The organism is Streptacidiphilus albus JL83 (genome assembly GCF_000744705.1).
Lineage (GTDB): Bacteria > Actinomycetota > Actinomycetes > Streptomycetales > Streptomycetaceae > Streptacidiphilus > Streptacidiphilus albus.
Genome location: NZ_JQML01000001.1, coordinates 2,396,900 through 2,421,682 on the forward strand (window position 1 = coordinate 2,396,900; position 24,783 = coordinate 2,421,682).

Genomic DNA, 24,783 nt, shown 5'->3' on the forward strand with positions numbered 1-24,783 from the left:
CTCGTTCATGCTGTGGTCCGGACGGTGCCGGTGCTGCCGTGGCTCACGCCGTTGCCCCTGCCGATTCCCTCGCCGATGCCCGCGCCCGCGCTGATGCCCTCGGTCGCGGCGATCAACTGCTCACGGTCGAAGGGCGGCTCGGTGAACTCGGCGAAGACCTCCCCGCGTACCAGCACCACCACCCGGTCGCAGAGGACCAGGTCGTCGAGCTCGTCGCTGGCCAGCAGCAGCGCGGCGCCGGTCTCCTTGGCGAAGCGGGTGAGCGAGCCGAGCAGCAGCGCCTTGGAGGCGACGTCCACACCCCGGGTCGGGGTGATGGCGACGATGACGGCGGGGTCGTGCAGCAGCGTCCTGGCCACGGTGACCTTCTGCTGGTTGCCGCCGGAGAGTTCGCCGACCGGCTGGTCCGGCCCTGAGGCCACCACCGACAGCGCCTCGACCAGCGGCCGGGCTGCCTCGGCCCGTTGCACGGGGCGCAGCAGGCCGAGCGCGCCGGCCAGCCGGTCGCCGATCGACATGGTGGCGTTCTCGGCGACGCCGAGGTGGGCCACGAAGCCCTCCGCCCGGCGGTCCTCCGGGATGTAGCCGATGCCCGCCTTGAGCGCCAGGTCGCGCCGTCCGAGCCGGACGGTCTGCCCCTTCACCAGGACCCGGCCGCCGTGGCAGGACTCGGCGCCGGCGACCACCCGGCCCAGGGTGGAGACCCCGGCGCTGAGCAGCCCGGTCACCCCCACGCACTCCCCCGCCGCGATCTCCAGCGACACCCCGTTGAGCCGTCCCCGGGGCGAGGCGCTGGCCAGCCCCTCGACGACCAGCACCGGCGCGCCGCCGGCCGCCGACCGCTCGCGCTGCTCCGGCTGCTGCTGCGACTCCGGCTGCCCCTGGGACTCCGGCTGCTCCGGCTCCTTGGCCGACATGGCAGCGGCCGTCCCGGCCGAAGGCTGCTCGCGGGTGGAGGCGCCGCCGACCATCACCGCGACCAGCTGCTCCTTGGTCAGCTCGGCCGTGGGCGCGGTGGCGACCACCTCGCCGTCACGGAGCACCACCACGTCCTGGCAGATCTCGAAGACCTCCTCCAGGTGGTGCGAGATGTACATCACCGCGACGCCGCCCGCCACCAGCTGGTTGACCCGGTCGAAGAGCCGCTGCACCGCGCCGCGTTCCAGTGCGGCGGTGGGCTCGTCCAGCAGCAGGCAGCGGGCGCCGGTGGCCAGGGCGCGGGCGATCTCCACGATCTGCAGCTGCTCGACCGTCAACTTCTCGCACAGCGTGGTGGCGCTGATGTCGAAGCCCCACTCGCCCATGATCGCGTCCGTGCGCTCGCGCATGGTGCGCCAGTTGACGCGTCCGCCGCGCGCGGTCCGCCAGTTGCCGAGGAAGACGTTCTCGGCGACGGTGAGCTGCGGAACGACCATGGAGTGCTGGAAGACGGTGGCGATCCGGCCGTGCCAGGCGTCCACCGCACCGGCGGGCGGGGCGGGTTCCCCGTCGAAGAGCACCTGTCCGGCGTCGGGGGCGAGCAGTCCGCTCAGCACCGAGACCATGGTCGACTTGCCCGCGCCGTTGCGGCCGACCAGGCCGAGGCAGCGGCCGGCGTCGAGGCTGAGGTCGACGCCGCGCAGGGCGTGGGTACTGCCGAAGTGCTTGTCGATCCCGACGGCCTGGACCGCCGGCACCTGATGGGGCGTCATCCTTCTGCCTCTCTCACTGTCGCACCGCCGCCCCCGCAGTGGTGGGGCGGCGGCCGGACCGGGTGCGTCCGCCGGTCCGGTCCCGTCGGCTGGGCCGACGGGACCGGACGGACGGCCTGCCACGTCTTCTCTGCGGCTAGGAACTGCTGCACACACCGCCGTTGGCGGCGCCGTAGACATTCCCCCAGAGGGTGCTGTCGGAGACCCCCGTGGTGGTGAAGCTGCCGGGGAGCCCGTCGACCGGGCTGGGCACGGTCAGCGTGGTCGCGGTCTTGGTCACCAGCGGGGCGACGATCGGGTCGGACAGGTTGGTGTCGCCCTGGTAGCTGACGTTCTGCAGGGTCGGCGCGCCGCCGCCCGGGTCGCCGGCGGCGAGCTTGACGCCCTTGGCCGCGTCGACGGCGTAGGTCAGGGCGTACTGGGCGTAGAGGTTGGCCGGCTGGGACTGGGAGGCGTCCACCGTCCCGTTGCCGATGTCGCACATTTCGAACGGCACGCCGTCGTCGCTGACCAGCATCACGTGGTTGGCCGAGCCGCTGCCGCCGAGGCCCTTGGACTTCAGCAGCGGGATGATGCCGGTGTCCGGCGCGGACCACTGGCTGTAGATCGCCTTCAGCTGGCTGCCGTAGGCGTTCACCGCGTTCTGGGCGTCGGTGACGGCGGTGGCGTCGGTCCAGACCGTCGGGTCCTTCAGCACCTTGAGGTTGGGGTAGTTGGCGGCCATGCAGGAGTCGAAGGCGTTGCTCCGGTCGGCGCCGTTGGAGGAGGTCAGGTCGCCCTCCAGCTCCAGCACGTAGCCGGAGGTGGCCTTGGAGCCGATGTAGGCGCAGGCGTCCTGGCCGTAGGTGGTGTTCGAGGCTCGGACGACCATGTAGACGTGGCCGACGCCAACGACGGTGTCCACCGTGACAAGCTGGACATGGTGCGCGGAGGCGTAGGCGATGGCCGGGCCGAGGCTGGTCGCGGTCTCCGGGTTGACCACGATGGCCTTGGCGCCCTCGTTGACCAGGTCCTCGATCTGGGTGTTCTGCTCGCTCGCGTCCGCGCCGGCCAGCAGCGGGCCGATCAGCTTGATGTGCATCGACGCCGCGTACTGCTTCTCGTAGTTGATGTAGGCGGCCCAGAAGGCGGTGTTGTTGAAGGTCAGATCGACCCCGATCGTGATCTGTCCGGACGCGGAGCCGGACGAGCCCGAGCCGGCCGTGGTACCCGCGCTGGAGCTGCACGCGGCCAGCAGCAGGGACGCACCCGCGACCACTACGGCCGACTGCAGACGACCTGTCACTCTCATGGCATTCCAATCACGAAGCTGGGTGGTGGTGTGTTGGGAGGGAACCGCCTCCGGGGCGGACGGGGATGCTGATCGAAGTCGCTGCCTCGACTGCGGGCAGCAGTTGACGTCGGGTCAATGTTCTCGATGTGTAGGCAGACAGACATACGGACGCCCTGTCGGCCGTGCGTCCTCACGGCCGGATGGTGAGGACACTACGAGCAACCCGCCGCCTCGACAAGACCACTCATCGGACGAATCTAAAACGTGATGCGTCCCGAAAGGCCCCCATGGGCCATGAGCAGCGAAGATCGAAATCGTCCCGCTCCGGGGCGAACCGGTTCCTCGTCAACCGGTCCGTACCAGGACGAGGCCCGGCGGACGGCCGTGGCCACGCACACCCGGGGCACGTGCGGGCCCGCCAGCGGCCGGGCAGCGACAGCGGGGCGAGTCATCCGACCTGCGGGACCGAGAGCCCCGCCGGAGCCCGGTCGACCCGGGGAACCCCACCCCGGCCATTCCCTCATCAAACCCGTGGATACATCCGATGAATCGCCATGATCATCGGCCTGGGCGGTCCAACCCGGACGGCTTGCCGCGCCGCAGCGGGCACAGTGTCCGCACGACCGTCCACTCAGTACCATGATGAACCCGGGGGCGACTGCCCCGAGGACCTCGGCGAGGGTTCGGCGAGCGTTCGAAGAGGGTCCAGCGAGGTTCGGCGAGGGTTCGGCGAGGGTTCGGCGAGGGTTTCGACGGACCGGCCGGGATCCCGCGAAGGGTCCGAGCCCGGGTCCGATCCCGGGTCCGAGGCGGGATCCGACGAGGGGTCCGAGAGAGGCGGAGGCGGCGGATGGCCGGGGAACGCAAGGACAACCGGATCGAACGCGGCAACCGGACCCGGCAGCTGGTCCTGGACCGGACCGTGCAGATCGCCTCGGTCGAGGGCCTGGAGGGCCTCTCGCTGGGAAGGCTGGCCGGTGAGCTGGAACTGAGCAAGAGCGGGGTCTTCGCGCTCTTCGGCTCCAAGGAGGAGCTGCAGCTCGCCACCGTACGCGCGGCCATCAGGATCTACGCCCAGTACGTGGTCGGGCCGACGCTCGACATCCCGCCCGGTCTCGACCGGCTCCGGCAGCTGTGCGACAACTGGATCGCCTACTCGCAGCAGCGGGTCTTCCCCGGCGGCTGCTTCTTCTACTCGGTCACGGCCGAGTTCGACGCCCGTCCCGGCCCGGTGCGCGACGCGCTGGCCCGCGCCCGCCGCTCCTGGCTGGACTTCATCGAGACCACCATCGAGGAGGCCCGCGCCGCAGGCGAGGTCGCCCCGGACACCGACGCCCCGCAACTGGCCTTCGAGCTGGTCTCGTTCCTGGAGACGGCCAACGCCGAGTCCGTCCTCCACGACGACCCGAGCAGTTACGCCAAGGCGACCAAGGCCGTCCGCAGCCGACTGCGCTGGGCGGCGACCGATCCGTCCCTGGTTCCCCCGGACCCGACCCCCACCGCGTAGCCGGCCCGGGGGAACGCGCGTCGCGCCTCAATGCACCCGAATGCACCCCAATGCACCTGAATACACCTCAGTGCACCTCAGCGCATCGCGACCTCGGCGGCCAACCCGTCCGGTTCGCCGTGCCGCTCCCCTCCCGCCTCCCCGGCGGTCCGCGCCGTCACGAAGTCGAGTACCTCGGCAACCACCGCCGGAGCGACCAGGATCCGCCGGTGGCCGAGGCCGCGCGTACTGACCAGCCGGGCCCGGTCGCCGTACGCGGCCACGATCTGCCGCCCCTGGTCCGGCGAGACCGTGTCGTCGTCCTCGTCGTGGACGACCAGGATCGGCAGCGCGACCTCCTCCGGCCGGTGCACCACCGAGAACCGCGCCCAGATGTCCGCCTCGCCCGGGAACATCTCGCGCTCGATCCTTCGCCGCAGCTCCCGCTCCAGCGGCGCCCGCAGCCGCAGCGCCGCGCAGAAGGCGTCCACCACCAGGCCGAAATCGGCGACGCCGCCGATGGTGGCGATCCGGCCCGCCCGCACACTGCCGCGCAGCGCGAGGAATACGCCGACCACGCCGAGCGAGTGGGCGATCACCGCCTCGAAATCGCCGTACTCGGCATGGAGTTCGGCGAGAATGTCGCGGAACTCCAGGACGGTGGTGGTCGAGCCCTCGGAGTCGCCGTGTCCGGGTGCATCGAAGGCCAGCGGGCTGTAGCCGCGATCCAGCAGGGCGTCGACGAATGCCGACAGTCGCGAGCCCCGCGACTCCCAGCCGTGCACCAGCAGCACCGGCCGCCTACCGTCGCCCCACTGGTACACCATCACCGGGCGACCTCCGGCATCGATCGTCCGAACCAGCGCACGCGCCATCACCGTCCGTTCCCCGGTGCGGATCCGGCTCCTCCCCCGTGGGAGCCGGAACAGCCGCAGTGCCCCCTTCCCGGCCAGCCGCTTGGACACCAGTGACGTGCCGTTGAGAGCCGACCGGACAACTGCCGCAGTGACATCCATGCCACGTCCTCCAGGGATCGGCCGGTGATCAGCCAGATATTAGCACGACCGTTCGCACAGTTTTGTTGTGACCGGGCGTCACTGCGTCCCGCATACAGGTGATTTCGTAAAGAAGTTCGTATTGAGTGCAACCTTGCAGCTCGGAGCGGCGTGTTGAGGTTGGGACCGGTGTGTCTCGGCTGCTCCACTGAGCGGCGAGTCCTCCTGGTCCTCTCCGATGAAACCAAGTAACAGCAGGGATGAATGATGCAGCAGACACGTCGTAGGCGTCTGGCCGTCGCCGCGGTCCTCGGTGGGGTCCTCGTCGGCAGCGCGCCCATGCTCAGCGCTCCGGCCTTCGCCGCGCAGCCGAGCACCGCTGCCGCCAGCTCCGCCCCGGCGAGCGCGCACTCCGCCGTCAACCGCGACTCCATCGCGGACACCGTGATGCGTGACATCGAGGTGGACTACGCCAACGCCCACTGGAACTGGACTGCCTGGAACGACAGCACCCCGGTGGCCTTCGGCAGCGGCCAGGACAACTACCAGTGCGCGGAGTTCGTGGCCCGCTCGCTCGCCGCCGCCGGCCTGATCCCCGGACTGGGCCCGAACGACCCCCAGTCCGACTACTTCACCTACCACGCGCCCAACGGCGAGGTCTACGACCTGCTGCTGATCTCGCCGCTGCCGCAGTACCACAACCTGTCCGACTACCTGGCGGACTCGGGCATCGGCAAGGACATCGGCGACCAGCCGCAGCTGGCCAAGCCCGGCGACATCGTCGTCACCTACGCCGGCCTGAACGGTGAGGCCAGCCACACCGGTCTGATCGTCACCCCGCAGACCGCGACCAGCGAGCCGCTGGTCGACGCCCACAACAACGCCCGGCTCGACTACGGATACCACTACTACGCGCCTTCGCACGTCGTCCAGCTCGTGCCCAACGCCCTGGTGGAGGTCTGGACCTGGGCAGCGGAGGAGGAGCTGATCCACGGTCCGCAGACCCAGCCGACCGCGCCCACCACCACGGTGCCGCAGAACCGCCTCTTCGCCACCCCCGGCTACAGCGACCCGGCCGGCCCGCAGGTCTGATCCGGTAGAACTCCGAGCCTGCCCGGGGCGGACCACCTCCCCGGGCAGGCTCGGTGACACCCGCTCGGGCCCGTCGACACCCGCTCAGCAGCGCGCGGCCCCGTCCGGCCACACCCGGACCACGGTCATACCGGCGGCGCGGGCGTGCTCCACCATGTCGCCGGTCCCGCCGCGCACCGTCGAGGGCACTCCGTCCCAGACCGCCACGAGCTCGTCGGCCCGCTCCAGCAGCAGCGCATTGGCCGCCGCGTAGGCCTCGGACCCGGCGTGGTCGAAGGGCATCACGATCACCCCCGACGCCTCCGCCACCAGCCCGTCGAAGACCTCCGCGTGGTCGGGCCCGACCGTCGAAGCCCGGTAGTCCTCCGAGGGGACGACCGCGACCAGCTCGCCGCCGACCGCGAGCACCGCCTCCGCGAAGAGGCTGTCCGCGCCCTTGGCGATGCACGAGATCCCGGTCAGACTGCCCTCCGCAGCCCGCGCCCGCAGCAGCTCCAACAGCGCGGTGCGGACCAGTGCCACGGTCGGTCCGGTGAGGTGGAGATGGCCCGTCACAGCCAGCACAGCCACGGAACCCCCTCGGTCCGCTAGTCGGTCGCTCGCCCGGTGGGTGGCTCGGTGGGTCGCCCGCTGTCCGGCGGCCTTCGGACAACCTTCGGAGCGTAGCGCCGACCAGCACCGGAGGGCCAAGCCCAGGTCGGCAGGGGTGCGCTTTCCGGCCCCCGCCGACACCAAACCCACCCGCCCCGCCGGTCGCACGCCCACCCGGGGCACCCCGCGCGCCCACCCGGTCCCGCTCAACGACTCACCGCAGGCGGGGCACCCCGGGCAAGTACTCCGTGTCCCCCGCCCACGGTCCCGTCACCACATGGGCCGGAACCCGATGCCCGGCCGGCCGCCGTGCGCGCTCAGCGCGCCGGGCGCACCTCCAGGCCAGCGGCCCACTCCGCGAGCTGCCGAACGTGCTCGGGCAGCAGCCCGGTGCTGGGACTGACCGTGATCAGCAGTGCAGGGGCGGGATGGTGGTCGGCGACGAACGCCCGGTCTGCGTCGGTCACCTGGTCGTCGATCCAGGCGAACGCCCGTCCTCGCGCCCACTCCACGACCGTCGGCGTCTTGAAGTACAGGCTCTCGTCGACGTCCCGGGAGTCGACGTCCTCGAAGGAGATGTACTCCAGCTCCGGCAGCCCCACGCGGGGACCGATCCACTCGTTCGCGTCGGCCTCCCAGGTCGTGCACCAGACCAACTCGTACGGCAGCGAGAGCAACTGCGGTCCGTGCTCGGGCGTGAGCCACACCCGGAGCGGCTGCAGCGGCTCCTCCCAGCCCGACGGGCGCATCACATGCAGCGCAAAGCCGTCCGGGCGCTCCTCCGGCTCCGCCGCATACGGGTTGAGCGGCCCGTCGACGTCGATGAGCAGCAGCGGCCGTGCGTCGGTCATGGTGGACCCCCGGAGTCGGACAGGTAAGCGGTGAAGGGCCTCTGTCTACCGCATCCCTGGTTCCCTCGGCCATGTGGTCGATCCCGACATCGGCGTGCCTACCAGCCGATATCGACTACTGGTCGGCGAATTCGGCGTTCGCCTTCGCGGTGACACGGGCGAGCGCGCGGGCGGCGTTCTCGCGCTCCTCCGCCGGAAAGTCACCGTACAGCCGCTCGGCCAGCTCGGCGTAGGCACGGAAGCAGGCGTAGGGGGATTCGACGTGCGGCAGGGGATCCGCCGTCATCTGCGCCGTGGCCCGTTCGCCCTCCGCAGCGCACCGCCACTCGGATCCCAGCATCGGCGGCCCCGCCGCGTGCGACACGAGTCGATCAGACGCCGGGCAGCTCGCCGGACTTCACCGCGTCCACGAACGCCGACCACGCCGCAGCAGAGAAGGCCAGCACCGGACCCGACACATCCTTGCTGTCACGTACGGGGACGGCGTCGCCGAACGATACGTGGTCCGCTTCGATGCAGTCGCCGCCGTTCTGGCCGCTGTACGTGCTCTTGCGCCACTTGGCCTGAGCCAGGTCGAGGGGGGTACTCATGACCGTGTCTCTCCATTGCTTCGCTTATCCACTGGGCCGAGTCGCGCTGGTTGAGCGTGCTCGCGGAAAGCACATCATAGATTTGCCGGTACTTGCTGATAATTGACAGGTCGTCGTTCAGATAGCCGCGCTCCGCGGACTCGCTGTAGAGCCACTCCGCCCCGTCCGGCATGGTGATCAGGGACAGCGGCATGTCGGGCGGCCGGAGATCTGGGAAGTCGATCGGGGCGACCTGGATGCAGATGTTGGGCCGCTTGCCGATGGTCAGCAAGTGCTGCAGCTGCTGCCGCATCACGCCCGGACCGCCGACTGAGCGCCGGACCGAGCTCTCGTTCAGTACCACGATCAGCAGCGGTCCGTCCTCGTCCAGGAATCGGTCCTGTCGACTGAGGCGGCCGCCACGCGCCCGTCCAGATTGTCTGCGGATTCGCGGCGCAGTAGCGTCCTGGCGTAGGCGTCGGTCTGGACCAGGCCTGGCAGCACGTCGGACCCGAATACCCGGATCGCAGAGGCCTTCTCATCCAGGGCCGCCCGACGCTCGAACCAGTTGGGGTGGTTCTTGGGCGCTGTCCAGTCGATCTCCGCCCACATGGCAGCCAGCAGACCGCCCGTCTCAAGCACCCGGTCGCAGGCGACGGCGAATCCCTCAGACGGAGCGCGGGTGCCTGCCTCCACCTTGGTGACCATAGACCGGTCGAAGTCGATCGCCGGCGCCAGGGCGTCGGCCGTAAGCCCCGCTGTCTCCCGGAGCCGCCGCAGGAGCTTGCCGAACACGGCCGCAGTGGTGTCCGCCGCGTGGCCCAATCTGGATGTCCTTCGCCGAGCCACGGCAACTCCTTCGCACCGAAGTTGGACCGACCGACATTCGAGTCGGGACAGATCCCCCCTGTCCCCGGTAAATCCTGTTCCCCCACCAGTCGCTGCGGAACCATTGGAATACGGACAGTGATATTCCCGGAGCCAGGAGCGAATATTGATGGACGATCAGACCGAAGTGCGACCAGGGGCAGAGTCGGCCGGCGACCACTCTGAGGCCGCCCATGCAGCACAGTTGCGCTTCTTGGCCGTGATGCACCGGCTTCAGGTGCCGGTGACCGCCGGCACCGTCCGGCCAATGCCGAACGGCGGGTACGGCGTACGCTTGGGCACAATCGGGACTGCGGCCCTCGACCGGCTCGCGACCCTGCTGGAGGCTGCTGCTCTCGCGCACCGCATCGACGCGGCCGCCGTCGCCGAGAGCGGGTGCGTGGAGTGAGCCGGATGACGCTCACGGTGCACCTGCTCAACGCAGCCACCGGCGAGCAGACCGAACTTCCGCACGTCGACCCGAGTCCGCTCCCTTCCCCCGGCCTCAGCCAGAGCTTCCCGCCGTGCACGTGTCCACGTTGCCTGCCCAGGGGCCGCCGAACCGCCCCAGGACGAGCAGTAGCCTTCGCTTGCCCCGGCTGCAGGTCAGCGGTCGAGCTCGGATTGCGCACCGGCGGCATTGGCAGAGCCGATCAGGTCGGCGCTCCAGGGGTGTTCGCCCGCTCGGCAGTGATAGCAGTGGGCAACGACGTTGTCGTGGTTGTACCACTCGTGGGCTCCGCAGTCCCGCTTCCCCTTCGCGGCCACCTCCAGGTTGAGGATGAACCACGGCAGGTGCACGCGGATTCTGCTGCGCCACCGGTACTTGCCGATCCGTGTCATGCCCGGAGGCTAGTACTCGGGCGGCCTGCCGGTCGCGGCGTCTCGGGGCCGTCGTAGTCGATCGTCGCCATCCGCAGCCTCCCCGCGAAGTGGGCGGAGGCCGTCTCGTCGATCGGCCCGTGCGCGGCCACGCCGTCGCGAGCGTGCCCGCGTAGCCGCTCCACACTCCAGTTACCGTGAGTGACCCCGATGATGCGCTCTGGCAGCCTGTCCTTCAGTGACAGCTGGTAGAGCGCGGGCAGCAGCATCTTCTTGGCCAGATCGCCGGTGATGCCGAACAGGACCATCGCGTCACCGTGGCCCGAAGTGGTCTTGGTCATCACGTCCCGCCTTCGCGTCCCGCAGCCGACGCCCTGGCCTGGGCGGGCCTGGTCCGGGCGGGGCCCATCGGTTGCCTCGGGGTCCCCTCGATCCCGGTGTGGGCGCCCGACGGCCGGCTGTCGTGCGGTGGTCGCCCAACAGCGGTGGTCGCCCAACAGCGGCAGCTCGCGCCCCGGATCGATCCGGGGCGACCGGCCGTGCACAGGGCGTGAAGCTGTGCAGCAACGGCACCGAGCAGCGTCCCTGGCCCCGCCGCCCCCCGGCACCCGCGTCTTCCATCTTCCCGCTCCGGCCACACAGCCCTCTCGGCAGCAGCCTCGTGCAGACGGACTTCCACGAACGAGCTTCCAGCGGCGGTGCCAGTTCGGCCCAGGTCCGCGCAGGTCCTTACCGGTCCTCACGGTCCGGCGGGTGATCGTCCCGTCGTCCCTCTCGGTCTCTCCCCCGCAAGGAGCTGACGAAGGCCAGCCGTCGGTCGCAAGAGCGTTCGCGCGTCTGGTCCATGGGAGACGACTCCGGTGCTCATTCCCGAGTCGGCCGCTGTGCCCCTCAGGGGCGTGCGACAGGTCGACTGAAGCAACTGACGCTACGCGTCTCAGCGATCCCGACGACGGCCCTCCGTGCCGGACTGGCGACCGGACTTGAGTGCCCTGACGAGGCGGATGATGAGGCTGATCAACATGGCGGAGATCCTTCCGTATTCCGCAGTTTCACTGCGGTTCTTCCCCTGACAACAAGCTACGTCGGGGCCGTTCGACCCACGTCGGCCCAGGGGTTGAGGGACGGGTGGAGAACCGGTGGACGGCCTGCACCCGCGCCGGATCGACCGTCCTCGGCCCGGTACCACCACGCCAGCGCCCTCGACTGGCTTGCGGTTTCGATGGATCGCACACACGACCGGATCCTGCTCGGTAGGGTCTGACAATTCCTCACCACCCAAGGAGACCCGTGCTTCGTCGTTCCCTCGCGGTCATAGTTGCGGCTGCCGCGTTCGCGCTGGCCCCGGCCGCCGACGCGATGGCAGCCACCTCGCTGCCCGCCAACAACACCGCGCACAGCTGCGTCCGTCACACCACCGGCCTGTGCGGCTGGACCCACCGCCAGCGCCCCGCGAACAAGCGGGAGACGGCCCAGTGCCGTGACTACTCGATCAGCTACAGCGCGCACTCGTCCGGCACTTGCTCCTACCACCACGGCGTGAGGTACTGGTTCAAGTAGTTCGCCAGGCAGCACGGTCCCGCGCCCGTCGCGGCGCAGCGACTCGGCGATACCCGGTCGCTACCGCCAGGGCCTGGCAGCAGCCCTGCGAGGCGGGGGCCGGGCGCTGGACCATCGCAATGCCGAGGGATGCCTGCGGCGGCACGGCCGGGCTCCTCAACGCCCGTGCCGACCTCCGTCGCAGGGACCCGTCCACGGACCGCAGCGTGAGCGCAGAGCGCGCCGGTCGGCTGCCGACCCAGGGTCGCACCGGGCGCGTGGTCGGGTGGCACGGTCGGCAGACGCGCGGGGCCGGCGAGGCGCTCGGCCTGGGGTCGACTTCCCGCGACCCGCTCCCCCGTCGTCCTTCGCTGGAGTAGCCTGCGCCGCGTGATATCGAACGAACGTATGATCCAACGCTCGCCGTCGATAGCGGCACCCTTGGAGGGTCCGGCCGGTGGCACCGCTCTGCCGCGCGATACCGACCTCCTCTGCGTTCCGGCCCATCCCGCCATGGGTCCGGTCGAAGCCGGCGTCGAGTTGCGGCGCCTCTCGAACGGGGACGTCGTCGCGATCGGCTTCAGCAGTCCCCGCCGACTGGTCGCCGCTCTCGGCCCGAACCAGCCCTGGATCGGCCTTCCGGCCCTGCTGTTCAGCGCCCTGGCGGACGCGCTGCAGGTGGACCGCGTGCTGATTGACCCCGTGTTGGATCCGGGCTCCGCGCGGTGGACCGCACAGGATGTGCGGGACGCCATCGAGCAGGTGGTCTGAGTGGGCGCCGGCTACCAGGTGGTCCTGCACGACCTCGCGAACGCCGCGAGCACCTTCACCGCCCAGTCGGCGGAAGTCCAGTCCCTTCAGGGCATCCTGTCACCTGCCCCGGTTGAGACCGGGGATCCCACCCTGGACACCGTCCTGCGGGACCTGCTGATCTCCATCGGCGCCATCCACGACGGCATAGTGAAGCAACTCGCCGCGCACGGTTCGGCGCTGAAGACCTGCCACGACAACTACAGCGGGAGCAACGCTGACGTGGCACGGCTGTTCCAGACCATGATGGATGCCTACACCTGACGGGGACGAAGATGGCGGAGATAGCGGGCGACATCGGCGGCCTGAACGGAATCAGGTTCCAACTCGGACAGGCCAAGGACCCGCTGGACGATGTGGTCAACGCCATCGACGGCGTGGTGTCGCACCTCGTCGGCGATACCGGGTGGAACGGCGACGCAGCCAGTCTGTTCACCGGCGCCTGGGAACAGGACGCTGCAGCCACCAGCATCCTGGCGTCGAACGTCGCCAGTGCCTGCGCCACACTCGCGACGCTGAGCGGAGCGCTGGCTGCGGCCCAGAGCCAGTGCGACAACGCCGCGCGACCGGCCGCAGCAGCGGGGGTCAAGTTCGACGCCTCCGGCGATCCGGTGCCGGGGCAGCAGCTGTCCGGAGCCGTAATGACGGCCTGGAACACCTACCAGGGAGCGGTTGCCGCCGCCCAGGCCCAGGCCCAGCAGGCCCGCGAGGACGCCAAGGCGCACCTGTCCGCCATGCTCGCCATCCTCGACCCGACCGCCAATCCGGACCTGCTGGGGTCGGCGGAGGGATCGTCGATCGCGGCCCTCATGCACGACTATTTCTACCTGCCCACCGGCCGCAAGCAGGCGACTCTGGCCAAGGACATCGGCTCGCTGCAGAGTTACTACCGGGACCTCAAGATGGGACAGACCCCGCTGACCCGGCGTGAAGCGCAGTTGGCACGCGCGGACATCCGGCAGGTGGTCAAGTCACTCACGGCCGAGCAGGCGGCGGTGGAGACGCTGGAGGCCGAGAAGCTCAAGGGGAAGTGGTTCAACACGACCATCTCCGACCTGCTGGACGAGGAGAAGGTCGACAGCCGACTCATCAAGATCGGGGACCAGCTGCCCGTCCTGGACGTCCTCGCCGCGACGCTCGGGACGTACGCCCAGGCCAAGTACGACCACGAACTCGGCTGGAGTTGGCCGCACGCGGTCGCCGTGGACGGCGGCGCGAACCTCCTGGGCATCGGCGCGGAGATCCTGAGCGCCGAGACCGGACCGTTCGCCCCGATCATCGGGTACGCGACCACCTCGCTGTTCAGCGAGTACACCCACAACGTGCCGTGGGACCTGGACGTGCATAATCACGGAGTCGTCGCCGGTGTCGGCCTTGGCGTCGGGCAGGGCTTCAAGGACCTGTGGAACAACGACGTGGTAGGCGCCGGAAAGCAGATCGGTGAATCCGCGGAACACCCCGTCGCGGCCGTCAAGAGCCTGTGGCACAGCATCTTCTGAGTCAGGCGGCCGTGCCCACCCACCGATCCGGGAGAGCAGAGAATGTCATCCAACAGCGAGTGGCTCGCGAACCTGCTGCGTGAGTGGTCCCGGCGCGACCACCTGCAGCGCCGCGAGTGGCTCGTCCAGTCCTACGCGGCGACGAACCACGGGGAACCGGAGATCGGCTACCTGGGGCGAACCTGGGTGACCCGAGGCGCCTCGTACTGGACCCGACGGCTGGCGCTGACGTTCGCGTACTTCCTGCTGGCCGCCTTCATCGGCTCCATGTTCCTGAGCCTGGGCCCCTACCTGCTCTTCAGCCGTGACTACGCGTTCAACGGGCACATCCCGCTGATCGCGAAGATCGCCCTGCTGATCGTCTGGTACGCACCTGCGGCAGCCGCCTACCTGATGATGTACCGCTCCCTGGTCCTGTACGGCTTCCGCCGGGATCGGCTGCTGGACGGCCCGGCCCCGACCGGGTTCCTGGCCGGCCGGCTGCTCATCCTGCTGGCAGTACCGTTCCTGTCCATCGCCGGCGGACTGCTGCTGGCCATGTTCACCGCGACGCTCCGCGCCCAGTTCCCGGGCGAGGGCGCCGCCCGCGCCGCGCAACGCCTCTACGCGGACGAGCAGCGCTCCCGGGCTGCGGTGCGGCGAGGTTCGTCGAAGCAGCGGAAGCGCGGCCGCTGACGGCGTCGCGCGCGCCGCGGGAGGCGCGCTCGCTCGCGCCGCGCCTTCGGCCGGAGGCGGAGGCGCGAGACCGTCCCCCGGCGGAGCCTGCCTCGCTCTCGAAGAGCCCCGTCACCGCTCACATCGGAGAGAGACCGCTGTCGGGCGGTGCAACGTGCCGGCTGATTGCCGGCATGCCGCCTACCAGGTCCGCCGGGGGTCGGGAGCCGTGTCGGCTTGCAGCAGGGCTTCCAACTCGGCGGCTCGGGGATGGTGCAGGTCGTGGAGGATGGCCAGGGCCTGCTCCCAGTGTCGCCTGGCATCGAGGGCTTGCCCCTGGCCGGTGCTGGCGTGGCCGAGTACTTCCAGTGCTACGGCTTCGTCGATGCGGTTGCCTGTCTGGCGGTTGGCCTCGTAGGCCCGCCGGGCGTACTCGGCTGCCTCGTCCAACCGGTCCAGCCGCCGTAGGGTGTCCGCGATGTTGCTCTGCTCCCTCCCGCGGCGGAAGGCGTCGTCGTCACGGTGAAGGCCGAGGGCGGTCCGGTGATGTTCAAGGGCGATGTCGAGGTGACCCAGCTGTTTGTGCGCCTCGCCCAGATTGGTGTGCGCGGCGCCTTCGAAGATGGGCAAGTCGAGGCCGCGGAAGATCTCGGCGCAACGCTCCAGGAGGGGCACGGCTTCGGCCCCGCGTCCGCCCTCGGTCATGGTGTGTCCCAGGTTGCCCAGGCAGGACGCCTCACCTCGGAGGTCCCCAACGCTCCGGCGGATCTCGATGGCCTGCAGCAGGCAGGCTTCGGACTCGGGCATCCGGTGGAAGCGGCGGTATGCAGGGGCGAGGGCGTTGAGAACCCAGGAGACGGCTTCGGGGTCGCCCAGCCGGCGTGCGCTCGCCAAGGCCAGTTCATAGGTGGGGATGCCGTTGCGTTCCTCGTGAAGGTTGAACAGCTCCCACATCGTGTTGGCGAGCTTCCAGGCGATTTCGTCCCGGCCGGACTCGGCGGCCAGTGCCACAGCGGCGACGAGGTGGTCGGCCTCGGTCTCACACCAGGCGCGCGCGTCGTCGGACCCGTCGAAGGTGAGCGGTCGGCAGTCCGACTGCATGGAGGCGAGGTCGAGGTGGCGTCGGTCCGGCTGGAGCACGCGGGACGCGGCCCCGGTCGTGCACAGCAGCCAGCGCAACAGGCGGTCCGTCGCCGCGTCGCGCTCGTCTGCGCACTCGTCCGTGTGAGCGCATTCGGCGGCGTAGATGCGGATGAGGTCGTGCATGGCGTAGCGGCCGGGCGAGGACTGTTCGACCAGGTGCACCGCGGCCAGGCCGTCGAGGTACTCGGCGGCTTCGCGCGGCGGGAGGTTCAGGAGCGCGGCGGCGGAAGGGAGGCTTGTGGCCGCCGGCCCGGGACTGAGCGCGAGCAGACGGAAGGCTCGGGCCTGCTCAGGCGACAGGTTCCGGTAGCTCACCGCGAAGGTCGCCCGCACCGCGCGGTCCTCCACACTGAGCACGTTCAGCCGCCGTGTCTCGTCGGCGAGTTGGTCGGCCAGGTCCTGCACGGCCCAGTCCGGACGGGCTACGAGCCTGCTGGCCGCGAGCCGGATCGCGAGCGGAAGACCGGCACACGCCCCGAGCACCGCACCTTCCGCCTCCGGCTCGGCAGCCGCCAGCTCCGCGCCCACGACGCGGCGGAAGAGCGCCAGCGACTCCTCCTCCTCAAGCACGCCGAGGGTCAGGCGAACCGCTCCGTCGAGCCCCACGAGTGCACTGCGGCTGGTGATCAGCACCCGGCTGCCTCCAGCCCCCGGCAGCAGCGGGCGCACTTGGGCGGTGTCGCGGACGTTGTCCAGGAGGATCAGTACGCGTCGCTCCGCCAGCAGGCTCCGGTACTGGGCGCCCCGCTCGTCCGGATCGATGGCGATCTCTTCCGCCGGTGTGCCGAGAGCCCGCAGGAACCGGGCGAGGACGTCCTGGGAACCGGCCGACACGGTGCCGGCGCCGGCGCCGTGCAGGTCGACCTGCAACTGACCGTCAGGAAACCGTCGGAGCAGACGGTGTGCGACGTGCACTGCCAGCGATGTCTTGCCCACGCCTCCGCTGCCGCTGATCGCCGTGAGCACCACGGGCGCCGCAGGACTGGAGGACTCCTGCCCCAGCAGAGCCGCCAGGCGTTCGGCCACGGCTGTGCGGCCGGTGAAGTCGGTCAGATCGGCTGACAGCTCGGCAGGCCTTGCCCCTGCGCGTCGGGGCCTGGCCTTGGCGTGGACCCGCACACACGCTGCGCGCCATTGGTCGACGGCCTGCTTGTCGAGGCCGAGGGCGCGGACCACCGCCACGACCAAGTCCTGGCTGAGCCTGCGCCGACCAGGCTGGAACAGGTCGGCGATGGTCGATTTCGACACCGGCTGCGGCGGACGCAACAGCAGCCCGACCCGCTTCGCCAGGTCCCGGAAGGACGGGTCGCCGCCCCACACCCGGAGCCGGTCCAACAGCTCGATGAACTCAGCCAGATCCGAGGCATTCCGCGGATCCGGCAATGCGCTCGCCTGCGCTTCGGCCATATCTTCCCCCGTCGCCCTGTGCATTTCCCCCAGTTGCCCTGTGCGGGCCCCGTGCCATGGCAGGTGCAAGCCTAGCGTCCGGGCAAGTCCGGGAAAGTAGCCCACGGGATGGGCAACCAGCCATCGTCGAGGCAATGCAGACGGGCCGCCGCCTCCCGGGACGGCCACTGGGCCGGGTTTCCGGCCTGGTGATCGGCGTCTGTCCGCAGGTCGGCAGGGAATCCGCATCACGCTCGTCCACCAAGGGAGAACAGCATGCGCATCAGGAAGACCCTCGCTGCCCTGGCCATCGCCACCACGGCGATGGCCGGCATCGGCGCCGCGAACGCCGGCACCGCGTCCGCCACCCTGTCCGGCAGCGACAGCAACACCAGCCATGTGGGCACGTGGTACCAGGTCTACGTCACCGGCGGGAACACCGTCGGCTGGTTCGTGAACGTCGGCAGCACCGACGAGCGGATGTACCTCAGCGCGGAGGACACCTGCGGCAACGTCAACACCTGGAACTGGAACGATGTGAGCGAGTCCGGCTGGAACAACGCGCACTACCTGTTCCCCTGCCCGGTGGCGTGGGCAAAGCTCTACCCGACCAACGACGGCGTCCAGGACGGCCGGACGGTCACGCGGTGATCCACCTCGGAGCCGTCGCCAACCCGCTGCCCGGCGGCCTGCACAGGGGTCAGACCGGCGGGCAGACCAGCGACCTGACCGGCGGCTGAGCGCCATATGCGCCGGACCTTCACGCAGATTTGACAGGTTCCCCACCGTCCCTCGCTTTTCGGTCGGTGGGGAATTTGCAATGCTCGACGGACCGTCAGGCAACTTGGGACCCAAGGTGGTTCCGGCAGCAAACGAGGGTACGGACATTCCGCCGGCCGACCGGAACGAAGGCGAACGAACCCTGGAGCGCAGTGCCCGCGGTCCCGCTGCGGAACATGCGTCGGCCGGGGGCCGAGCAGTGACCCATCCTCGGCTCAGCGCTCGCATGCATGCTCACAGGGCGTAGGAGTCGAAGCCGCCGGCCAGCAGTTCGGGCTCGCCCCCGTCGTACCTGCACCGGCCAGAGTCCAGCAAGATGATCCGCCACCGCCATGAGGTCATGGTCATTGGCGGAAGGCCTCGATCAGTTCTCGTCGTAGGGGTAGTCGGCTGCCCGGGGATACGTGGTGTCATCGAAGCCGATCGCGAGCAGGTCGGCGGAATCGAAGGTCGTGTCCGCCTGAGTACCGAGGACGTGAGCCGCGAGCGCGTCGAGGATATCGAGGTGCGCATTCTGCGAGGCCCGGTGAGTCTCCTCGATCGACCGGCTGGCCTCGTTCACCCGCTGCCCGACAGCACCGGTCGCCTCCAGACGAGTGATGAGAAGCCCGGCCTCCTGGAAGCCACTCCACGGAGTCCGCGCACCGAGGTACGAGCGCATGGTGCTGCTGAACAACATGAGCAGGACCCGGTGGTCGAAACCGGCCGCCCGCCGAAGGTCAAGAGTCGCGCCGAAGAGTTGTTCCAGCGCGCACAGGAGCCTCTGCTGGTACTGGAGCAGGGCCGCGTTGAAGGCATCGCATTCTCGGTCGTACTCGCCGAATCCGCTGCGTGGGTCCGCGTGGACATGGAGATGGCAGCGAACGAGGGCGGCACGGTCGTATGACACTGATGACTCCAGGCTGAGGAGCGAACCTCCGCCGGATCGCATTCGCGCGACCGTCGTGGCGCAGGCGATCCGGCGGAGCTGCTGGTCGTGGATGGGGATGGGGGGGTGAACTGGCCGTAGCAGCAATGAATTTCGGTTCAGGCAACCCGAAGTTCGATGAGGCCAAAGCGGTCGATTTCACAGGGCGCTGCGACCGTGACGAGGACAGTGCTGTCGTCGGGAAAGCGCAACGTGAAGAGCGGCTCGAGTGCCATGAGGAAGGCGAAGCCCTCACGGTCCTCATCGCTCCACGGGGCTGTAGCCACTCCCACGGCTCGCCAGCCGCCGGGCTCGGCCGTGATCCTGACCGACAGTTCGAAGCGTCCTAGGCATGTCGATCGGTTGGCCCACCACTCCAGGTGAGCAACCGATTCGTAGAACTCCATGTGGGCCAGTGTGGCCATGGGTCGGGCAGCGACGCGAACGACTTTCCGAGTCCCGAGGCGCTTGACAGCGTCGGCCACGCCGCGACAGGTTTCCGCACGTCCCGCACGTCCCACCGCCGAGCCCGTCCCGCTTCAGCAACGGCCGCGAGGTACGCGTCGACGAGCTGGTGATACTCGGCCGGCTGCAGCGACAGAGCCCCGCCAGGAACCCTGCAGTCGTGCCCGCCCCAAGCTGCGGTCGCGATCAGGTTCAACGGCCACCAGTCGCCTCGGAAGCAGCATTTCCAGGAATGGATCCGAGCCACAGGGTGTCACGCGCACGAGTCATGGCCACGAAGAGCTGACGACGTGCCAGATCGGCGCGCTCGCGGCTGGCGGCAGCGGAGCTGTCCTGGCCCGTTCCCGTGATCTTGACGTTGGGCGTGGTAGCGGTGATCTCGTCGTAGCGGGGAAGGAAGACATGCTTGAAGTCCAAGCCCTTGGCCCGGGTGTAGCTGCCGATCTTCACGGCGTCCGAGGGAGTGCCGTCGTAGTCCTCCAGCAGACAGATCGAGACGCCGTGGCTGCGCAGTAGGTGGGAGTAGTGCTCGACGGCCCTTCTGGTCGCGCCGAGGACGGCTGAGGCCGCAGTGTCCGGGCTCGTCCTGACGGCGCGGATGAGCGCGTCGTCGTGGTCAGACAGGGAAGCGAAGCGCTGGACGGTGACCGTGCCGTCGTGGCATACCAGTTCCACATCCCGAGCTCCGCGGCCACTGGTGTCGTCGAGGTCGTCGTAGGCGACGTCGGCAACCACTTCGAGGGCTGCGGCGAGGATCTGCGGGGCATTGCGGTAGTTCACCTTCAGCACCTGGCCCCGGTCGCCGCGAATGTCCACCCCGGCGTCACTCAGCCGGAACCCTCCGGGGTAAACGGACTGCTGGCCATCGCCGACCAGGAGGAGCCCGTTGGGGGCATCACCGACCAGTGCGTGGAGGAATTGCACGGCGACCTGCGGCAGGTCCTGCGCCTCGTCCACGATGACGGAGCTGTATTTCGACAGAGAGGAGTCACGGCGGATCGCATCGCGAGCGGCGACGAGGACGTCGGGGAAGTCCTGGATGGGTTCGCGTTCCGCTTTGAGGCGCTCGTAGGTCTCGTAGAGCTCCCATACGGCTTCACGGTCGCGGCGCTGCGGTACGGTCCCTCGGCCCCGGCCACGTCGCGAAACGACAGCGTATGCGGCAAATTCGGTGATGCCACGACCTTTGATCACATATTCGATTTCGTCCTGCCAGTAGCGCGGGTCCGGAACGAGCTCGGCGAGTCGCCCGGACCGCCCGACCTTCGCCCATGCGCGGTTGAACACGGTCCTGGCCCGGTCCCCGTGGAGGTGGGGAGTTGCTCCGGCGTCGCGTAGGAACTCCTGGGCGAACGCGAAGAGACTGCGGAAGTCGACGCGCGCGGCGACATACGGCGCCATGGCGTGCAGGAAGCTGCTCTGCACGCGCGGCAGGTTGCGGGCGTAGGTGATGTAGAGGATCCGACTGGTGGTGCGCTGGGCCAGGTGGGCGGCGCGGTGCAGGCCGACCACCGTCTTGCCGGTACCCGCTGGGCCGCTGATCCGGGCGGGCCCCTGCCAGTTGCGGCGGACCAGTGACAGCTGGTCCTGCGCCAGGAACGTCATCCAGCTCTCGATCGGGGCCGCAAGGACGCTGTCCATCAGACGGTTCCGCAGTTCACCAAGATCGAAGAGGCCGTCGGAATCGCCCTCTGCTTCGCGCTCCGAAGCGTTGGAAACGGTGCCTGTCATGTGCTCGGAGTCGGGCGCGGCCGCGAGATGAGACGGGAACGCCCCCGCGAGTTGGTCAGCGACGAGACGCGCCTGGGTCGGCGTCAACCGCCGGCGTTCTGCGTGCAGGGCGGGGGCGAACTGGCGGACGTCCAGCCGCCACACCAGCCCCCTGGCCTCGTTTGCGTCTGCTTCCTCGCAGATGTGGAGGGCCCGCACCGCAATCGGCGCCAAACCGAGTTCGCCGGCGGCGCGAGCGGCAGTCCGGGTAGCCGCATCAAGACGACTGCTTTCGGCATCGGGCGCACCTCCGACTGCGATGACGAACGCGCCGCCCGGACCGACGAGCAACGCATCGGCCTGCAGGGCAGAGGACCCTTGTTCGAGCCATCGGCGGTCAAGAAGCAGATGCCACTGTGTGCCGGCCAGGGTGAGGAGTTGCGTGATGGCCGAGAGTTGGAAGGACGTCGCCGTCGGCCACTGGCTCCGGGCCATCTTTCGCGCTCCCGCGAAGACCCGATCCAGCTTCTGCTCCTGTGCCCGTCGGTCTTGCACACCCACCCCCAGGGAATCTGTTCAGTTCCTACGTACACATTGATACATGTCAAGTCATCAAATGTCGAAGTGGAATGAGGCGTTCGCAGGCACGACGCCCGGCCAACGCCCAATGCCGCGAAGCTTAAGTTGATCAAGGAGTGGTTCGCCGGGGAGCTGCCCGGTGCGCTGCTCAACGTCCCGTCAGTCGTGCGGCTAGGGTTGCCGCATGGTTCAGGGGTCCGTCGAATCGGATGGTCCGGTCGCGCGACCGGACCAGGTGTCGTTGGGAGTCTTGGTTGCGGCGGTGCCGCGATTCAAGGTCGATGAGGCCGCAGCGGTGTGCGGGGTGGCCGAGCAGCGTCGAGGGGGCAAACTCCCTCCGCACGTGACCGCCTATCTGACGATGGCGCTGTGCCTGTTCTCTGACGACGCGGCCGAGGAGGTCGCGCAGAAGGTCACCGGATCGCTGTCGCAGTTCGGCGTGTGGGACGCCGCGTGGGAACCGCCGACGTCGTCGGGGATCACCCAGGCGCGCAAGCGGCTGGGCCGGGATGTGCTGCGCGAGACGTTCTACCGGGTGGCAGAGCCGGTGGCCACCAGTGAGACCCGGGGCGCGTGGCTGCGCGGATGGCGCCTGATGGCCATCGACGGTTTCGACCTCGACCTTCCCGACTCGGCCGAGAACGCAGCCGAGTTCGGTTACGCCGGCAACGACCAGTCCCGCTCCGCGTTCCCCAAGGCCCGGGTGGTGGCCGTCGTCGAGTGTGGTTCGCACGCCTTCGTCGACGCCGAGGTCGGCCCGTGGAACCGCAGCGAGAAGGCGATGGCGGCGTCGCTACTGCCCTCGATCTCCACTGACTGGCTGCTGCTGGCCGATCGGGGCTTCTACAGCTTCGCCGCGTTCAGCGCCGCTGCCCAGACCGGGGCGGCGCTGTGCTGGCGGGCACCGACGCAGCTGTCGCTGCCGGTCCTGAAGGTCCTGTCCGATGGTACGTATCTGTCGGCCCTGGTTGATCCGCGCCTGCGCGGCCGGCAGCGGGAGGAACTGCTGCAGGAGGCGAAATCCGGTGCGAAGCCGGACCCGGCCGCCGCCCACGTGGTGCGGATCGTGGAGTACGACGTCCCCGACCGCGACGGCGGGGAGCTGATCTGTCTGATCACTACGGTCACCGAGCCGGAGGACGCGACCGCCGCTGAACTGGCGGCTGCCTATCACCAGCGGTGGGAGGAGGAAGCCGCGAACGGCCAGCTGAAGACGGTTCTGCGCGGCCCTGGGAAGGTACTTCGGTCCAAGAGCCCGGACCTGGTCCACCAGGAGATCTGGGCCTACCTGCTGGTCCACTACGCGATCAACTCCCTGATCTGCCAAGCCGCGACCGGTGCCGACATCGACCCGGACCGGATCAGCTTCCTCAGGACCCTCAACATCGTCCGCCGCACCGCCACCGGGACGGCGGCCTTTCCCCCCTGAACGCTGGGAAGCGGTCAAGGCGGATGTTCTCGCCACGCTTGCCGCGCGCCGAAACTGCAACCCAGCGCGCCGCCACCGCTCCTACCCACGTGTGGTCAAGCGCGCCCGCCACAACTCCTACCGGGTGAAGAGGACTTCGGATGCAGGCACCCGACACGCGGGGCCACCGAGCCTGAAGTTCGCCTCACTCGGGACCGCACCGCCCGCCACTCCAAGATCAACTTAAGCTTCGTGGCATTGGGCCAACGCCTAGCCCGTGGAGGAAATGACGGAAGCGGCCATGTGTCGACTCTCTCATGATCCTTGGATAGCGCCCATGCGCACGGAACTACGTCTTCGGCATCGCCCAAATGGTCTCGCTCCAGGGCAGCACCGGCATCTATATGCAGTACGCCCATGGCCTTCTACGGCATTGAGGTCGTCCAGCTGGTGGAGGCGGGCTTCATCAAACCAGGGGCCAGCAGCAACCCTGGCAAGACGAAGTCCGACATGCTCGCCGTAGTCTTGGCGGATGGGCGGATCCGCACCGCAGATGGCCAGGTCTTCAATGCTCTCTCCGGCTGGCGCCCATGTGAAGGGCACCAAGGCCAGCCCAGGCTGGGACTTCTGGCATATCGAGCGGGATGACGTCCTCGTCCCGCTCAGGGATTTGCGCGACGAATTCGTACGGGCGCGCCGCTGATTGCCGAGGCCGGGTCTCTGCCCGAGACGATCGGCATGGAGCGGCTGCACTCCTCCCAAGCCTTCGACTCCCTCCGGCAGTGTCGGTAACGGGTGAAATGAGGTTCTGGATCAAGCTGCTGAAGCGGCAGGTGTTCGGTCGGGGCGACGTGGATCTCCTGCGCATCCTTCTGGCCCGTTGACCCGCTTCCCGGACACCCCGCGCCGCCGGCGACCCTCCGCCGGCCCTGCACCAAAAGTGACCCAGAACCTCATTTCACCCGTTACCGCCGTCGATGGCGGTCGGGTCATCGCCATCGACGACAGGAGCCCCGGCCGAGATCCGGGAACGTGCCGTGCGCCTGGCGGCCGGGGCACTGAACCGCTCAGCTCTCGGCCTGGAGTGGTCGACTTGTCGACTGGAGGCTGCGCTACCTGATCGACTTCGGGCATTGCGGCCTCCGGAGGGATCCCCGCCGATCATGCGACCGGGCCCTTGCCGGGCCGGACCACCGCACGAGTCTCTGATGTACCGTCAAAAGTCATGCCCAGAGGGAACAACCTCTGACGGTGGGACGTCCTAGAGTGTGGCTGTCCTTCTGCAGGCTGACGATTGGTGGTGCCGTGAACTCTGTGCTGCATGTCGAGGGCAGGAGCCCCGACGCCCTTACAGAGCTGCGTTCCTGGCTGTCCGACGAGGACACGCTGCGCGGCAGGGTGCAGGTGGTGCCGCCCGCATCACAGCCCGGGCAGCTGGGATCCTGGGCAGACACCCTGGTCGTGGCCGTGGGGGCGGGCGGGGCGCTGACCACGCTCGCCCGCTCGCTCACGGTGTTCCTGGGCCGCCCGCGCGCCACCGCGGTCAAGGTCACTACCGTGGCGCCGGACGGCACCCGGACCGAGGTGACCGCCGACCACGTCCGCAAGTCCGACGTCGAGTCGCTACTCCGAATCGCCCTGCACGACCAGGAGACTGCCGACTGAC

General features: G+C 69.2%; 26 protein-coding genes and 1 pseudogene. 13 read left to right on the forward strand and 14 right to left on the reverse strand.

Translation table 11 applies throughout. From position 1 onward, the window contains the following. Positions 1 to 5: 5 nt before the first annotated feature. Positions 6 to 1,691 (reverse strand): sugar ABC transporter ATP-binding protein, encoded by a 1,686-nt coding sequence (locus BS75_RS10385; protein ID WP_042440619.1) that lies wholly within the window; start codon positions 1,689 to 1,691, stop codon positions 6 to 8. A gap of 136 nt (positions 1,692 to 1,827) precedes the next feature. Next, positions 1,828 to 2,976 (reverse strand): sugar ABC transporter substrate-binding protein, encoded by a 1,149-nt coding sequence (locus tag BS75_RS10390; RefSeq protein WP_160312324.1) that lies wholly within the window; start codon positions 2,974 to 2,976, stop codon positions 1,828 to 1,830. Between the two features lie 838 nt (positions 2,977 to 3,814). Between BS75_RS10390 and BS75_RS10395 the strand changes: the two genes are divergently transcribed. Continuing rightward, complete coding sequence (locus BS75_RS10395) at positions 3,815 to 4,471, forward strand: TetR/AcrR family transcriptional regulator (RefSeq protein ID WP_034088018.1); 657 nt, start codon at positions 3,815 to 3,817, stop codon at positions 4,469 to 4,471. Positions 4,472 to 4,548: 77 nt separating this feature from the next. On the opposite strand, the gene BS75_RS10400 is transcribed toward BS75_RS10395, so the two are convergent. Beyond that, positions 4,549 to 5,466, reverse strand: a complete 918-nt coding sequence (locus BS75_RS10400) for an alpha/beta hydrolase (RefSeq protein ID WP_042440618.1) — start codon at positions 5,464 to 5,466, stop codon at positions 4,549 to 4,551. Between the two features lie 243 nt (positions 5,467 to 5,709). Here BS75_RS10400 and BS75_RS10405 point away from each other — a divergent pair, with 243 nt between their 5' ends. After that, positions 5,710 to 6,537, forward strand: coding sequence for an amidase domain-containing protein (locus tag BS75_RS10405; protein ID WP_034088019.1), 828 nt, complete (start codon positions 5,710 to 5,712; stop codon positions 6,535 to 6,537). Positions 6,538 to 6,621: 84 nt separating this feature from the next. Here BS75_RS10405 and BS75_RS10410 read toward each other — a convergent pair whose 3' ends face one another. From BS75_RS10410 to BS75_RS52180, 5 genes and pseudogenes are all read right to left on the reverse strand, one after another. Next, positions 6,622 to 7,107: a hypothetical protein gene (locus BS75_RS10410; RefSeq protein ID WP_034088020.1), complete on the reverse strand. Its 486-nt coding sequence runs from the start codon at positions 7,105 to 7,107 to the stop codon at positions 6,622 to 6,624. Between the two features lie 338 nt (positions 7,108 to 7,445). After that, positions 7,446 to 7,979: a hypothetical protein gene (locus BS75_RS10415; RefSeq protein ID WP_034088021.1), complete on the reverse strand. Its 534-nt coding sequence runs from the start codon at positions 7,977 to 7,979 to the stop codon at positions 7,446 to 7,448. Positions 7,980 to 8,094: 115 nt separating this feature from the next. After that, a complete protein-coding gene (locus BS75_RS48000; protein WP_156164238.1) occupies positions 8,095 to 8,319 on the reverse strand; it encodes a hypothetical protein in 225 nt (74 codons plus the stop codon). 31 nt (positions 8,320 to 8,350) lie between these two features. Beyond that, positions 8,351 to 8,569, reverse strand: coding sequence for a DUF397 domain-containing protein (locus BS75_RS50175; RefSeq protein ID WP_052069319.1), 219 nt, complete (start codon positions 8,567 to 8,569; stop codon positions 8,351 to 8,353). Positions 8,570 to 8,648: 79 nt separating this feature from the next. Continuing rightward, positions 8,649 to 9,397, reverse strand: a pseudogene (locus tag BS75_RS52180) (helix-turn-helix domain-containing protein); the annotation flags it as partial. A 148-nt stretch (positions 9,398 to 9,545) separates the two neighbouring features. Between BS75_RS52180 and BS75_RS10425 the strand changes: the two are divergent. Beyond that, positions 9,546 to 9,824, forward strand: coding sequence for a hypothetical protein (locus BS75_RS10425; protein ID WP_034088022.1), 279 nt, complete (start codon positions 9,546 to 9,548; stop codon positions 9,822 to 9,824). Positions 9,825 to 10,021: 197 nt separating this feature from the next. Here BS75_RS10425 and BS75_RS10430 read toward each other — a convergent pair whose 3' ends face one another. Further along, the gene (locus tag BS75_RS10430) at positions 10,022 to 10,258 is read right to left on the reverse strand and encodes a hypothetical protein (RefSeq protein WP_034088023.1); all 237 of its coding nucleotides are present in this window, start codon (positions 10,256 to 10,258) and stop codon (positions 10,022 to 10,024) included. Continuing rightward, positions 10,255 to 10,578 (reverse strand): hypothetical protein, encoded by a 324-nt coding sequence (locus BS75_RS10435; protein ID WP_042440615.1) that lies wholly within the window; start codon positions 10,576 to 10,578, stop codon positions 10,255 to 10,257. Before BS75_RS10435 ends, BS75_RS10430 begins: the two co-directional genes overlap by 4 nt. Positions 10,579 to 11,527: 949 nt before the next feature. Here BS75_RS10435 and BS75_RS10440 point away from each other — a divergent pair. From BS75_RS10440 to BS75_RS10460, 5 genes are all read left to right on the forward strand, one after another. After that, positions 11,528 to 11,797, forward strand: coding sequence for a DUF3761 domain-containing protein (locus BS75_RS10440; RefSeq protein ID WP_042440614.1), 270 nt, complete (start codon positions 11,528 to 11,530; stop codon positions 11,795 to 11,797). Between the two features lie 369 nt (positions 11,798 to 12,166). Continuing rightward, positions 12,167 to 12,547 carry an SAV_915 family protein gene (locus BS75_RS10445; protein WP_152646287.1) on the forward strand — a complete coding sequence of 127 codons (381 nt, stop codon included), beginning with the start codon at positions 12,167 to 12,169 and terminating at the stop codon, positions 12,545 to 12,547. Beyond that, positions 12,548 to 12,850: a DUF6317 family protein gene (locus BS75_RS10450; protein WP_034088026.1), complete on the forward strand. Its 303-nt coding sequence runs from the start codon at positions 12,548 to 12,550 to the stop codon at positions 12,848 to 12,850. It abuts the gene before it with no gap. Positions 12,851 to 12,861: 11 nt separating this feature from the next. After that, the gene (locus BS75_RS10455; RefSeq protein WP_034088027.1) at positions 12,862 to 14,085 is read left to right on the forward strand and encodes a hypothetical protein; all 1,224 of its coding nucleotides are present in this window, start codon (positions 12,862 to 12,864) and stop codon (positions 14,083 to 14,085) included. Between the two features lie 42 nt (positions 14,086 to 14,127). Next, on the forward strand, positions 14,128 to 14,760 hold the full coding sequence (locus tag BS75_RS10460; RefSeq protein ID WP_034088028.1) for a hypothetical protein: 633 nt from the start codon (positions 14,128 to 14,130) through the stop codon (positions 14,758 to 14,760). Between the two features lie 180 nt (positions 14,761 to 14,940). Here BS75_RS10460 and BS75_RS10465 read toward each other — a convergent pair whose 3' ends face one another. Beyond that, positions 14,941 to 17,394 (reverse strand): ATP-binding protein, encoded by a 2,454-nt coding sequence (locus BS75_RS10465; RefSeq protein ID WP_197091925.1) that lies wholly within the window; start codon positions 17,392 to 17,394, stop codon positions 14,941 to 14,943. Positions 17,395 to 17,544: 150 nt separating this feature from the next. Here BS75_RS10465 and BS75_RS49210 point away from each other — a divergent pair, with 150 nt between their 5' ends. Further along, positions 17,545 to 17,919, forward strand: a complete 375-nt coding sequence (locus BS75_RS49210) for a hypothetical protein (protein ID WP_034088029.1) — start codon at positions 17,545 to 17,547, stop codon at positions 17,917 to 17,919. 493 nt (positions 17,920 to 18,412) lie between these two features. Here BS75_RS49210 and BS75_RS48010 read toward each other — a convergent pair whose 3' ends face one another. Then, positions 18,413 to 18,727, reverse strand: coding sequence for a hypothetical protein (locus tag BS75_RS48010; RefSeq protein ID WP_156164239.1), 315 nt, complete (start codon positions 18,725 to 18,727; stop codon positions 18,413 to 18,415). Positions 18,728 to 18,739: 12 nt separating this feature from the next. Between BS75_RS48010 and BS75_RS48015 the strand changes: the two genes are divergently transcribed. Continuing rightward, a complete protein-coding gene (locus tag BS75_RS48015; protein ID WP_156164240.1) occupies positions 18,740 to 18,934 on the forward strand; it encodes a hypothetical protein in 195 nt (64 codons plus the stop codon). A gap of 140 nt (positions 18,935 to 19,074) precedes the next feature. On the opposite strand, the gene BS75_RS10480 is transcribed toward BS75_RS48015, so the two are convergent. Then, the gene (locus BS75_RS10480) at positions 19,075 to 19,362 is read right to left on the reverse strand and encodes a hypothetical protein (RefSeq protein WP_042440621.1); all 288 of its coding nucleotides are present in this window, start codon (positions 19,360 to 19,362) and stop codon (positions 19,075 to 19,077) included. Between the two features lie 250 nt (positions 19,363 to 19,612). Continuing rightward, a complete protein-coding gene (locus BS75_RS10485) occupies positions 19,613 to 21,625 on the reverse strand; it encodes a UvrD-helicase domain-containing protein (protein WP_052069323.1) in 2,013 nt (670 codons plus the stop codon). Between the two features lie 268 nt (positions 21,626 to 21,893). Here BS75_RS10485 and BS75_RS10490 point away from each other — a divergent pair, with 268 nt between their 5' ends. From BS75_RS10490 to BS75_RS10495, 3 genes are all read left to right on the forward strand, one after another. Then, entirely contained in the window at positions 21,894 to 23,138 is a 1,245-nt protein-coding gene (locus tag BS75_RS10490) for an IS4 family transposase (protein WP_034088031.1), read from the forward strand. Between the two features lie 396 nt (positions 23,139 to 23,534). Next, positions 23,535 to 23,765, forward strand: a complete 231-nt coding sequence (locus tag BS75_RS48020; protein WP_152646046.1) for a hypothetical protein — start codon at positions 23,535 to 23,537, stop codon at positions 23,763 to 23,765. A gap of 657 nt (positions 23,766 to 24,422) precedes the next feature. Then, entirely contained in the window at positions 24,423 to 24,782 is a 360-nt protein-coding gene (locus BS75_RS10495; protein ID WP_052069324.1) for an effector-associated constant component EACC1, read from the forward strand. Position 24,783 lies beyond the last annotated feature (1 nt).